This window comes from Microbacterium sp. C5A9, from assembly GCF_022627955.1.
Classification (GTDB): domain Bacteria; phylum Actinomycetota; class Actinomycetes; order Actinomycetales; family Microbacteriaceae; genus Microbacterium.
In genome coordinates this window covers 231,195-242,044 of the sequence record NZ_JABXGD010000006.1, presented here as the reverse complement: position 1 = coordinate 242,044, position 10,850 = coordinate 231,195, and the positions used below count along the sequence as shown (strand labels likewise).

The window sequence follows — 10,850 nt, the reverse complement described above, 5'->3', positions numbered from 1 at the left end:
GGGATCCCGAGAATCCAGGGGATTCGGTCGGGATCTCGGGCGGTCGACAGGTTCTCGGCGCCGGGCGGATGCCGGAGTGCGGCTCTCTCGTGTCAGTCGCGCGCGGCCTGCTGCTTGGCGAGCAGGTCGCGGATCTCGATGAGCAGCTCGGTCTCGGTCGCGGCGGCCGGCTCTTCGGCGGGCTCTTCGGCGGCGGTGCCCTTGCGTGCCTCGACATGCGCCTTGAACGTGTTCATCGGCAGGACGAAGACGAAGTAGACGACGGCGGCCACGGCGAGGAAGCTGATGATCGCCGAGATGAGGTCGCCGATCGGGAAGGTGACCATCTCGCCGTAGATGTTGGGGATCTGGGGGCCGAAGCTCCCCGTCGCGTCGGCGTTGAAGAACAGCGAGACGAGCGGGGTGATGAGGCTGTTCACGACGGCGGTGACGATGGCCGTGAACGCGGTTCCGATGACGACCGCGACAGCCAGATCGATGACGTTGCCTCGGAGGAGGAAGTCCTTGAAACCTTTGAGCATGTGATTCTCCGTGTTGTTCAGTGCGTCAGGACGAAGCGGAGGTCGCGGCGGGTGCGGGCTTCGCGCTCGTCGTCGACTCTGATTTCGATGATGCCGGGGTCGAGGACGAACCCGCGGAGCCCGCCCGCGAGTCGGTGCGATAGAAACCGGAGCCGTTGAACGTGACGCCGATCGAGCCGTACTGCTTGCGCAGCTCTCCGCCGCACTCGGGGCAGACGGTCAGCGCATCGTCGGCGAAGCTCTGCACGGCGTCGAAGGCGTGGCCGCAGGAACGGCAGGCATAGGCATAGGTGGGCATAGCGGTCCTCGTGGGTCAGCGCCGGGTCGGCGACAGGAGAAGGGTCTGCGTGGGGGTCACGACGCCGGTCACCGGCTGATCGTGCACCTCCCTCGGCAGGAGATCGAGTACCTCGGAATCATAGATGACCGCGTACACGGGAGGGCACTTCTCCATCGATCCGATGGTCTTGTCGAAGTAACCGCGTCCCCAGCCCATGCGCATGCCGCCGCGATCCACGGCCGCCGCGGGGATGATCATGAGGTCGACGTCGTTCACGGCGATCGGACCGAGCACCTCGCCGGTCGGCTCGGGAAGCCCGAAGAGCCCCTCGGCGATCTCGTCGTCCTCGGTGGCGACCGCCCAGTCGAGCAGGCCGTCGGCCCGGGTGACGGGAAGGAGCACGCGGATGCCTCGGCGCACCGCGGCGCGCACGAACTCCCTCGTTCCCGGCTCCGTCGTCGTGGACAGGAAGCACGAGATCGAGCGTGCACCCAGGGAGTCCACGAGCTCGTCCAGGCGCACGGTGATCGCCGCAGCCAGGGAGTCGCGCTGCGATTCGCTCAGCAGCTGCCGTCGTTCGCGGAGCTCGGCACGCAGCGCGCGCTTCTCGTGCTCGACGTCATTCGCCATGTCTCCGAGTCTACGGCGGCTCCACCACTAGGCTGTCAGGATGGGTCATCAGAAGATCAAAGCTGTCATTCCCGCTGCAGGACTGGGGACGCGTTTCCTGCCCGCGACGAAGGCGATGCCGAAGGAGATGCTGCCTGTCGTCGACAAGCCGGCAATCCAGTACGTGGTCGAGGAGGCGGCTGACGCCGGCATCGACGACATCCTCGTCATCATCGGCCGCAACAAGAACGCCATCTCGAACCACTTCGACTCGGTTCCCGAGCTCGAGGTGAAGCTCACCGAGAAGGGCGACATGGGTCGTCTCGAGCACGTCATGAAGTCGAGCGACCTCGCGGACATCCACTTCGTGCGTCAGGGCGAGCCGAAGGGACTCGGACACGCGGTGCTGCGTGCTCGCACCCACGTCGGCGACAGCTCGTTCGCGGTGCTGCTGGGTGACGACCTCATCGACGCACGGGATCCGCTGCTCACCGAGATGATCGCCGAGCACGAGCGCACCGGCGCGGCCGTGATCGCGCTCATGGAGGTCGATCCGGCCAGCATCCACATGTACGGCGCTGCCGCCGTCGAGGAGATCGAGGGCTCGGACGCCGTGAAGGTCACCGGCCTCGTCGAGAAGCCCCCGGTCGAGGACGCCCCGTCGAACCTCGCCGTGATCGGCCGGTACGTGCTGCCGGCCTCGATCTTCGACGTGCTCGAGCACACCGAGCCCGGCAAGGGCGGCGAGATCCAGCTGACGGATGCGCTGCAGGTGCTGGCGACCGACCCCGAGGGTCCCGGAGTCGTCGGCGTGGTGTTCCGTGGACGCCGCTACGACACGGGCGACCGTGTCGACTACATCAAGGCGATCGTGCAGCTCGCCTCGGACCGCGAGGACCTCGGTCCGGAGCTGCGTCCGTGGCTCAAGGAGTTCGCAGAGCGCCTGTAGGCGTCACGGCTGCGGGGAGCGCGCAGGATGGAACTGGCGACGGGGATGCGGCACGGTCCGGTCGAGCTGCGTCTCGTGCGCCCGCGCGACGCGAGGGCGCTGCAGCATGAGCTGCTGTCGAATCGGCAGTGGCTGCAGCCGTGGGAGGCGACCGTGCCGTACGGTGCGGTCTCCTTCGACATGCGTCTCAGCATCCGCCGTCTGTTGCAGCAGTATCGCGACGGTGCGGGCTATCCGTTCGTCATGGAGTACGAGGGCGAGATCGCGGGGCAGCTCAACGTCTGGGGAGTGGCCCGCGGGTCGCTCTGCTCGGCGACCATCGGCTACTGGGTGAGCGAGAGGTTCGCGGGCAAGGGGATCACCCCCACCGCGGTGGCGCTCGCCACCGACGCGTGCTTCACGGAGTATGCGCTGCACCGCATGGAGATCTGCATCCGCCCCGAGAACGCGGCGAGCCTGCGCATCGTGCAGAAGCTCGGCTTCCGCTACGAGGGGCTCCGGAGACGCTATATCCACATCGATGGGGACTGGCGCGACCACTACGCATTCGCGCTGACGCGCGAGGATGTGCCGCAGGGTGTGCTGGCGCGGTGGGTGAACGGTCAGGTGCCCCCGGATGCCGCGACGATCCCGCCCGCGGATCGAATGATCATCTGACGGTCCTTTCGCGCGGAACTGATCGCGACACGCGCTCGTACCGAGCGTCGTGGACACCGCTGTTCCCGTACCGTTGACGACATGGACGGGCCGGTGCTGAGCGGGGGAGTGATCGTGCTCGTCGCCGTGCTCCTGTGGATGCTCTATCTGCTGCCCTCGTGGCGCGGACGCTTCCAGTACGACGCCGCAGAGCGCAATGCCGTCCGACTCAATCAGGCCCTCCGGGTCCTCGCCGAGACGAGTGAGACTCCCGACGAGGTGCGCCTCGAGCTCAACGCGCGCACCGCTCTCGCGCAGCAGAAGCTGGCGAAGCGCGTGCAGTCCGAGCGGGAGTCCGCCGAGCTCGAGATGCTGCGTCAGGAACTCGCCGCGACCAGGGCCGACCCCGTCATCCGTCAGGCGCGTGCGCGTCGGCGCGTGCGGGTGACGGCGACCGCTGTGTCGCTCATCGGTCTCGCGATCGCCGGTCTCGGGGTGTGGCAGCTGGTCGTCGCACAGACGCAGCTGCTGATCTGGCTCGGCGGCGCCCTGGCGATCACCGCAGCGGTCGTGCTGCAGCGCATGGCGTCCGTCGCGTCGCGCGCCGCACGTCGTCCGGCGCAGGTCGTCGAGACGCCGGCCCCTCGGGTGGCGCCCGCTCTGCACGACCAGGGGCCTGCGACCTGGACGCCGCGCCCGCTTCCCGAGCCGCTGGTGTCCGTCGCCGGTTCTCGCGCGCAGGCCGCTCGTGCCGAGATCGAGGCTCAGGAAGAGCGCCGCAAGGCGGCGCGGCTCGCCGCACTGCGCGAGCGCGCCGAGCAGATGGCTCCCGCCGCACCCGTGCAGATGCCCGCCGCGTCGTCACCGTATGCACGCATGGGCTTCGTGGACGACGCGGAGATCGAAGCGCACGTTCGCGATCTGCTCGCCAGGCGTGCCGCCGGGTGACCCGGACGACGCAGGCACCTCGTCGAGCGTGATAACGTAGACGAGGTTCACGGGCCTATGGCGCAGTTGGTAGCGCGCCTCGTTCGCATCGAGGAGGTCAGGGGTTCGAATCCCCTTAGGTCCACACCGTGAAGAAGGCCCCCGGCTCACGCCCGGGGCCTTTCTCTTTCCGCTCGGCCCGCTACAGCACCGCGGGGATGAAGATCTCGACGCGCCGGTTCAACTGGCGACCGGCAGGGTTGTCGACACCGTCGATCTCGTTCGCGGCGACCGGTCGGCTCTCGCCGAAGCCCTCGGCGGTGAGTGATGTCGTCACGCCTCGATCCTGAAGACCGTCGACCACGGACTCCGCCCGCTGCTCCGACAGGACCTGGTTCTCGGCATCCGAGCCGATCGCGTCGGTGCGACCGCTCACCTGCGCCTCGGCGATGTCGAGGGTCGTGAAGACCTGCGCCACGGCGTCGATCATCTCGTCGTCGACCAGAGCGGTGCCGTCACCGAAGTTCTGGACGGTGATCGTTTCGCTCGTGTAGTTGCCGGAGCGGTCGCCGAAGTTCTGCACCGAACCGTCCGGTCCCGTGAAGGTGCCTGACCCGTCTCCGTACAGATAGGCGGAGCCGTTGCCGGAGATCACGCCGCCGTCAGCGTCGCAGTGCGCGGGGGAGGCGGTGACCCCGGGAATGTCGGCCAGGGCGTCGTTGACCTCGATCGTGAAGGCCGAGGCCGAGGTGTCGAGCAGCGCGAGATCGGGGAGTAGCGAGCGGTCAGCGCGCCACTCGTGCCTCGAGGACGGCTGCGGTCTCGCGCACCGCGACCGCGAGCACCTGCTCATCGAGGTCGGACCCGGCCCATGTGACCGCGACGGCGGCCACCGGCCAGCCCGTATGATCGCGCACGGCGGCGCCGACCGAGCGCAGGCCGTCGGCGACCTCGCTGTCTTCTGTCGCGTAGCCGCGGGCGCGCACCTCGCGCAGCACCTCGCGGAGTGCGCTCGGCGTGCGCGGTCCGAGACCCGTGCGATCGGGAAACGCGGAGGCGCTGGGGTACAGGGCGCGCACCTGCTCACGGGGGAGCGATGCGAGCATCGCCCGACCCGAGGCCGTGAGATGGGCGGGCAACCGCACTCCGACGTCCGTGACGAGCGTCGGGCGCCGGGGCGCGCGCTCCTCGACGATGTACAGCACGTCGCCACCGCTCATGACCGCGAGGTGGGCGCTCTCGCCGAGACGATCGGACAGTGCGGCGACCAGCGGTCTGCCCAGTCGGGCGAGCGGCTGCTGACGGGAGTAGCCGCCCGCGAGCTCGAACGCCGAGGTGCCGAGCCCCCACCGGCGCTCCTCCCGCAGGTGCATCACGAAACCGTGCGTGGCCAGGGTCGTGAGCAGGTGATAGACGGTCGAGCGGGGGAGAGCGAGCTCGCGTGCGATCGCCGACGCGGCGACCGGCGCGGGCCGGCCGGCCAGGTAGCGGAGGATGCGCAGGGTCTGGTCGGCCGCCGGAACCTGCGGCTCGGCGGGGGATGCCGTGTCAGGTCCTTTGTCTGGGATCATAGACACAGCATGTCATGACCCCCTGACGGAAGCGACCCCCGAGGTGTGGAATCGAGACATGACTGATCCGTCCTCCGTTCTCGTCGGCGCCGCACCCCTGAGCCCGGCCGATGTCGTCGCCGTCGCCCGGCATGGCGCCCGCGTCACCGTGAGTCCCGAGGCGATCGAGCGCGTCGCCGAGACCCGTCGCGTGATCGACGGTCTCGCGGCCGACCCGCATCCGCACTACGGCGTCTCGACCGGGTTCGGCGCGCTGGCGACCACATTCATCGCCCCCGACCGACGGCTGCAGCTGCAGGCGAGCCTCATCCGCTCGCACGCAGCCGGCACCGGTGCCGAAGTCGAGCGCGAGGTCGTCCGCGGCCTGCAGCTGCTGCGCCTGCAGACCCTCGCCTCGGGGCGCACCGGCGTGCGCCCGATCGTCGTCGAGACCTATGCGGCGCTGCTGAACGCCGGCATCGTGCCGGTCGTCCGCGAATACGGATCACTCGGATGCTCCGGCGACCTCGCTCCGCTCGCGCACATCGCTCTCGCGGCGATGGGCGAGGGAGAGGTCCGCACCGCGGACGGCGAGCTCGTTCCGGCGTCCGACGCGCTCGCCGCCGCGGGCATCGAGCCGCTCACTCTCGTCGAGAAGGAGGGGCTCGCGCTCATCAACGGCACCGACGGAATGCTCGGGATGCTCGTGCTGGCGCTGCACGACCTCGAGACGCTGCTGCTGACGGCCGACATGGCCGCGGCGATGTCGGTCGAATCGCAGCTGGGGACCGATGCCGTCTTCGCCGCCGACCTCATGGCGCTGCGCCCGCAGTCCGGCCAGGGCGAGTCCGCGGCGAACCTGCGCGCCTTCCTGCGTGCGTCGCCCATCGTGCACAGCCACAAGGGGCCGGAGGACGGGCGGGTGCAGGATGCCTACTCGCTGCGCTGCTCGCCGCAGGTGCACGGCGCCGCTCGAGACACGACGGCGCACGCCGCGATGGTCGCCGACCGCGAGCTCGCGAGCGTGATCGACAACCCGGTGATCACCCTCGACGGACGGATCGAGTCGAACGGCAACTTCCACGGGGCGCCGGTCGCCGCAGTGCTCGACTTCCTCGCGATCTCGGTCGCCGACGTCGCCTCGGTCTCCGAGCGTCGCACGGACCGCGCCCTCGACCCCGCGCGGAGCCACGGCCTGCCGCCCTTCCTCGCGGACGAGGTCGGCGTCGACTCCGGTCTGATGATCGCGCAGTACGCGGCGGCCGGGATCGTCTCCGAACTCAAGCGGCTCGCGGTTCCGGCATCCGTCGACTCGATCCCGTCGTCGGCGATGCAGGAGGACCACGTGTCGATGGGGTGGGCAGCCGCCCGCAAGCTCCGCCGCGCGATCGACGGCCTCGCACGCGTCCTGGCGATCGAGATCCTCACCGGCGCTCGCGCGCTCGACCTGCGCGCCCCCCTGCAGGCAGGACCGGCGACCGGCGCGGTGCGCGACCTCGTGCGCACCGTCGCGGCAGGCCCCGGTCCCGACCGCTTCCTCTCACCCGACATGGAGGCCGTGACCGCACTCGTGCAGTCCGGAGCCGTGGCCCGCATCGCACAGGAGCACGCGAATGACTGATCAGACCGTCCGGAACATCCGTGCCGCCCGCGGCAACCAGCGCACCGCCAAGAGCTGGGGCGCCGAAGCGGCGAAGCGGATGCTCATGAACAACCTCGACCCCGAGGTCGCCGAGCACCCCGAAGACCTCGTCGTGTACGGCGGCACCGGAAAGGCCGCTCGCAACTGGGAGGCGTACGACGCGATCGTCCGCACCCTCGACGAGCTGGAACCCGACGAGACGCTGCTCGTGCAGTCGGGCAAGCCGGTCGGCGTCTTCCGCACGCATGAGTGGGCGCCCCGGGTGCTGATCGCCAACTCGAACCTCGTGGGGGACTGGGCGACCTGGCCCGAGTTCCGCAAGCTCGAGGAGCTCGGCCTGATCATGTACGGCCAGATGACCGCCGGTTCGTGGATCTACATCGGCACCCAGGGCATCCTGCAGGGCACGTATGAGACCTTCGCCGCCGTCGCCCGATCGCTCGGCAAGGACTCGCTCCGAGGCACGCTGACGCTCACCGGCGGTGCCGGAGGGATGGGCGGCGCGCAGCCGCTCGCCGTGACCCTCAACGACGGCGTCGTGCTGATCGTCGACGTCGACGAGTCGCGCCTCGCCCGCCGCGTGGAGCACGGCTACCTCGACGAGTACACGACCGATCTCGATGCCGCCATCGCGCGGGTCGTCGCCGCGAAGCAGGCGGGGGAAGCGCTGTCGGTCGGGGTCGTCGGCAACGCGGCCGAGGTCTTCCCCGAGCTGCTGCGCCGGGGCGTTCCGATCGACATCGTCACCGATCAGACCAGCGCGCACGACCCGCTCGCCTACCTGCCCGTCGGCGTCGCAGTCGCCGACTGGCGCGCCGAAGCCGAGCGCGACGCCGAGGAGTTCACCCGTCGCTCGCGCGAGTCGATGGCACAGCACGTCGCCGCGATGGTCGCGTTCCAGGACGCCGGGGCGGCGGTCTTCGACTACGGCAACTCGATCCGGGCCGAAGCGCAGCTGGGCGGCTTCGACCGGGCGTTCGAGTTCCCCGGGTTCGTGCCGGCCTACATCCGGCCGCAGTTCGAAGAGGGCCGGGGGCCGTTCCGCTGGGCGGCGCTCTCGGGCGACCCCGAGGACATCTACAAGACCGACCGCGCGATCGCGGAGCTCTTCCCCGACGACAAGCCTCTGCACCGCTGGCTCGAGAAGGCCGGCGAGAAAGTGCACTTCGAGGGACTCCCCGCGCGCATCTGCTGGCTCGGGTACAAGGAGCGTCATCTCGCCGGTCTCAAGTTCAACGAAATGGTCGCCTCTGGTGAGTTGTCGGCGCCGATCGTGATCGGCCGCGACCACCTCGACTCCGGATCCGTCGCGTCGCCGTACCGCGAGACCGAGGCCATGAAGGACGGGTCCGATGCGATCGCCGACTGGCCGCTGCTGAACGCGCTGCTCAACACGGCATCCGGCGCGTCGTGGGTGTCGCTGCACCACGGCGGCGGCGTCGGGATCGGCCGCTCGATCCATGCCGGTCAGGTCAGCGTCGCCGACGGTTCGGCGCTCGCCGCCGAGAAGCTCGAGCGCGTGCTGACCAATGACCCGGGCACCGGCGTCATGCGCCACGTCGACGCCGGATACGAGCATGCGCGCGACATCGCTCGCGAGCGCGGCCTGAAGGTGCCGATGCTGTGAGCACCACGCTGATCACGAACATCGGGGAGCTGACGACCAATGTCGGCTTCGAGGGCGATCGCTCTGGCACGCGGCGCGATGCCGCGGTGCTGGTCGACGGCGGTCGGATCGCCTGGGTCGGCTCGGCGGCGGATGCTCCGGACGCGGACGAGACGATCGACGCCGACGGTCGTGCCGTCATCCCGGGCTTCGTCGACAGTCACAGTCACCTCGTGTTCGGCGGCGACCGGGCCGCCGAGTTCGAGGCGCGGATGGCGGGGGAGAAGTACGCCGCGGGCGGCATCCGCTCGACGGTCGCGGCGACGCGAGCGGCGAGCGATGGCCAGCTGCGAGCACGCCTGCGCGGATTCGTCGACGAGATGCTCGCCCAGGGCACGACGACCGTCGAGATCAAGAGCGGCTACGGGCTGAGCGTCGACGACGAGCAGCGCCTCGTGCGACTCGCCGCCGAGGTGACGACCGAGGTGACGTTCCTCGGAGCACACGTCGTTCCGGCGGACTACGCCGATCGTGCCGACGAGTACGTCGACCTCGTGACCGGCCCGATGCTCGACGCCTGTGCTCCGTATGCGAGGTGGATCGACGTGTTCTGCGAGACCGGAGCCTTCTCGGTCGCGCAGGCGCGGCGGGTCCTCGACGCGGGTGTCGCGAAGGGGCTGACGCCTCGCATGCACGCGAGCCAGCTCGGCCCGGGAGACGGAGTGCGCCTCGCGGTCGAGCTCGGCGCCGCATCCGTCGACCACGGCACCTATCTGACCGATGCCGACATCGCGGCCCTCGCGGCGTCCGACACCGTGCTCACGCTGCTGCCCGGCGTCGAGTTCTCGACCAGACAGCCGTATCCGGACGCCCGTCGACTGATCGATGCGGGTGTCACGGTGGCGATCGCGTGCGACACGAACCCGGGCTCGAGCTTCACGTCGTCGATGCCGTTCTGCATCGCGATCGCGGTGCGCGACATGGGGATGACGCCGGCCGAGGCGGTGTGGGCGGCGACCGCCGGGGGAGCGCGGGCGCTGCGTCGCGACGACGTCGGCGTGATCGCGCCCGGCGCGCGGGCTGACCTCGTGCTGCTGACGGCGCCGACCCGCATCCACCTCGCCTATCGGCCCGGAGTGCCCCTGGTCGACCGGGTCTGGAAGGACGGTGTCCCGGTGGTCGCGGCATCCGCACAGCGAAGGGGAGACCATGGCTCTCTCGCACGATGACCTCTGGCCGCGCGCCGGGTCGTGGCCCGCGTTCGCCGCGGGGGATGACGCGGATGCCGTGCTGCTCGGTGTTCCCACATGGCGCACGTCGCTGTCGCCGACGGGTGCGCATGCGACGCCCGCCGCGATCCGTGACGCGCTGACCCGCTACAGCGCCACGCTCATGGGGCCGCCCGTCGTCGACCTCGCCGAGGCGCTGCGCGTTCTCGATGCCGGGGATGTGGCCGAGCCCGACGGCGAGGCCGGCATCGCGGCGACCATCGGGCGTGTGCACGAGCTCGCCGAGTCCGCCCGTCTCGTGATCGCACTCGGTGGCGACAACGCGCTGACCTATCCGGTCGCGCGCGGAGCCGGGGCCACCGGGCTCATCACGATCGACGCCCACTTCGATCTGCGCGACGGCGTGTCCAACGGCTCGCCGGTGCGGCGTCTCATCGAAGACGCCCCAGACGGCGAGCGGATCGACCCGACGCGGATCGTGCAGATCGGCATCGCCGACTTCGCGAACTCCGCGGCCTATGCGGCGCGTGCTGCAGAGTGGGGCATCCGGGTCGTCACGCTCGATGAGGTTCGGCGCCGTGGCATCGCCGAGGTCGTCGCCGAGGCGACGGCGATCGCGGGAGCGGGCGCCGCGGCCCGCATCCATCTCGATGTCGATGTCGACGCCGCCGATCGGGCCGCGGCCCCCGGCTGTCCGGCGAGCGTGCCCGGAGGCTTCGCCGCGTGGGAGCTTCGCGCCCTCGTGCGGTCGATCGTCGCCGACCCGCGGGTGGTCAGCGCCGACATCGCCGAGGTCGATGCGACGGCCGACACCGATGACATGCGCACGGTGCGGCTCGCCGCCCTGTGCGTTCTGGAGATGCTCGCGGCCCTCGCGACGCGCTGAGCCCGTGGCGGGCGT

Annotated in this window: 12 protein-coding genes and 1 tRNA gene; 8 read left to right on the top strand and 5 right to left on the bottom strand. The window is 70.2% G+C overall.

Annotated elements, in window-relative coordinates; all coding sequences use genetic code 11:
* Positions 1 to 92 precede the first annotated feature (92 nt).
* The 3 genes from mscL to HWD99_RS13065 are packed head-to-tail and all read right to left on the bottom strand — an operon-like array spanning position 93 to position 1,431.
* Complete coding sequence (gene mscL / locus HWD99_RS13075) at positions 93 to 521, bottom strand: large conductance mechanosensitive channel protein MscL (protein WP_241796691.1); 429 nt, start codon at positions 519 to 521, stop codon at positions 93 to 95.
* A gap of 25 nt (positions 522 to 546) precedes the next feature.
* Positions 547 to 819: an FmdB family zinc ribbon protein gene (locus HWD99_RS13070; RefSeq protein WP_241796690.1), complete on the bottom strand. Its 273-nt coding sequence runs from the start codon at positions 817 to 819 to the stop codon at positions 547 to 549.
* 15 nt (positions 820 to 834) lie between these two features.
* The gene (locus HWD99_RS13065; RefSeq protein WP_241796689.1) at positions 835 to 1,431 is read right to left on the bottom strand and encodes a 5-formyltetrahydrofolate cyclo-ligase; all 597 of its coding nucleotides are present in this window, start codon (positions 1,429 to 1,431) and stop codon (positions 835 to 837) included.
* 40 nt (positions 1,432 to 1,471) lie between these two features.
* Between HWD99_RS13065 and galU the strand changes: the two genes are divergently transcribed.
* From galU to HWD99_RS13045, 4 genes are all read left to right on the top strand, one after another.
* A complete protein-coding gene (gene galU / locus HWD99_RS13060; RefSeq protein ID WP_241796688.1) occupies positions 1,472 to 2,359 on the top strand; it encodes a UTP--glucose-1-phosphate uridylyltransferase GalU in 888 nt (295 codons plus the stop codon).
* Between the two features lie 45 nt (positions 2,360 to 2,404).
* Positions 2,405 to 3,016 (top strand): GNAT family N-acetyltransferase, encoded by a 612-nt coding sequence (locus HWD99_RS13055; protein ID WP_374205474.1) that lies wholly within the window; start codon positions 2,405 to 2,407, stop codon positions 3,014 to 3,016.
* A gap of 81 nt (positions 3,017 to 3,097) precedes the next feature.
* Positions 3,098 to 3,943 carry a hypothetical protein gene (locus HWD99_RS13050; protein ID WP_241796686.1) on the top strand — a complete coding sequence of 282 codons (846 nt, stop codon included), beginning with the start codon at positions 3,098 to 3,100 and terminating at the stop codon, positions 3,941 to 3,943.
* A gap of 51 nt (positions 3,944 to 3,994) precedes the next feature.
* Positions 3,995 to 4,067, top strand: a tRNA-Ala gene (locus tag HWD99_RS13045).
* Between the two features lie 57 nt (positions 4,068 to 4,124).
* Here the strand turns inward: HWD99_RS13045 and HWD99_RS13040 are convergent.
* Both HWD99_RS13040 and HWD99_RS13035 read right to left on the bottom strand, forming a co-directional pair.
* The gene (locus tag HWD99_RS13040) at positions 4,125 to 4,775 is read right to left on the bottom strand and encodes an OmpA family protein (protein ID WP_241796685.1); all 651 of its coding nucleotides are present in this window, start codon (positions 4,773 to 4,775) and stop codon (positions 4,125 to 4,127) included.
* Positions 4,708 to 5,493, bottom strand: coding sequence for an IclR family transcriptional regulator (locus HWD99_RS13035; RefSeq protein ID WP_241796684.1), 786 nt, complete (start codon positions 5,491 to 5,493; stop codon positions 4,708 to 4,710). Before HWD99_RS13035 ends, HWD99_RS13040 begins: the two co-directional genes overlap by 68 nt.
* 58 nt (positions 5,494 to 5,551) lie before the next feature.
* Between HWD99_RS13035 and hutH the strand changes: the two genes are divergently transcribed.
* From hutH to HWD99_RS13015, 4 genes are read left to right on the top strand one after another with little or no spacing between them, the layout of a single operon-like run.
* Positions 5,552 to 7,093: a histidine ammonia-lyase gene (gene hutH, locus HWD99_RS13030; RefSeq protein WP_241796683.1), complete on the top strand. Its 1,542-nt coding sequence runs from the start codon at positions 5,552 to 5,554 to the stop codon at positions 7,091 to 7,093.
* The gene (gene hutU, locus HWD99_RS13025; RefSeq protein WP_241796682.1) at positions 7,086 to 8,741 is read left to right on the top strand and encodes a urocanate hydratase; all 1,656 of its coding nucleotides are present in this window, start codon (positions 7,086 to 7,088) and stop codon (positions 8,739 to 8,741) included. Before hutH ends, hutU begins: the two co-directional genes overlap by 8 nt.
* Positions 8,738 to 9,949, top strand: a complete 1,212-nt coding sequence (gene hutI, locus HWD99_RS13020; protein ID WP_241796681.1) for an imidazolonepropionase — start codon at positions 8,738 to 8,740, stop codon at positions 9,947 to 9,949. Before hutU ends, hutI begins: the two co-directional genes overlap by 4 nt.
* Positions 9,930 to 10,835 (top strand): arginase family protein, encoded by a 906-nt coding sequence (locus HWD99_RS13015; RefSeq protein ID WP_241796680.1) that lies wholly within the window; start codon positions 9,930 to 9,932, stop codon positions 10,833 to 10,835. Before hutI ends, HWD99_RS13015 begins: the two co-directional genes overlap by 20 nt.
* The last annotated feature ends 15 nt before the right edge of the window (positions 10,836 to 10,850 follow it).

Excerpts from the sequence above, each read along its gene's own strand:
- mscL (WP_241796691.1), bottom strand. The coding sequence starts at position 521 with ATGCTCAAAGGTTTCAAGGACTTCCTCCTCCGAGGCAACGTCATCGAT.
- HWD99_RS13070 (WP_241796690.1), bottom strand. The coding sequence starts at position 819 with ATGCCCACCTATGCCTATGCCTGCCGTTCCTGCGGCCACGCCTTCGAC.
- HWD99_RS13065 (WP_241796689.1), bottom strand. The coding sequence starts at position 1,431 with ATGGCGAATGACGTCGAGCACGAGAAGCGCGCGCTGCGTGCCGAGCTC.
- galU (WP_241796688.1), top strand. The coding sequence starts at position 1,472 with ATGGGTCATCAGAAGATCAAAGCTGTCATTCCCGCTGCAGGACTGGGG.
- HWD99_RS13055 (WP_374205474.1), top strand. The coding sequence starts at position 2,405 with ATGCGGCACGGTCCGGTCGAGCTGCGTCTCGTGCGCCCGCGCGACGCG.
- HWD99_RS13050 (WP_241796686.1), top strand. The coding sequence starts at position 3,098 with ATGGACGGGCCGGTGCTGAGCGGGGGAGTGATCGTGCTCGTCGCCGTG.
- HWD99_RS13040 (WP_241796685.1), bottom strand. The coding sequence starts at position 4,775 with ATGAGCAGGTGCTCGCGGTCGCGGTGCGCGAGACCGCAGCCGTCCTCG.
- HWD99_RS13035 (WP_241796684.1), bottom strand. The coding sequence starts at position 5,493 with ATGATCCCAGACAAAGGACCTGACACGGCATCCCCCGCCGAGCCGCAG.
- hutH (WP_241796683.1), top strand. The coding sequence starts at position 5,552 with ATGACTGATCCGTCCTCCGTTCTCGTCGGCGCCGCACCCCTGAGCCCG.
- hutU (WP_241796682.1), top strand. The coding sequence starts at position 7,086 with ATGACTGATCAGACCGTCCGGAACATCCGTGCCGCCCGCGGCAACCAG.
- HWD99_RS13015 (WP_241796680.1), top strand. The coding sequence starts at position 9,930 with ATGGCTCTCTCGCACGATGACCTCTGGCCGCGCGCCGGGTCGTGGCCC.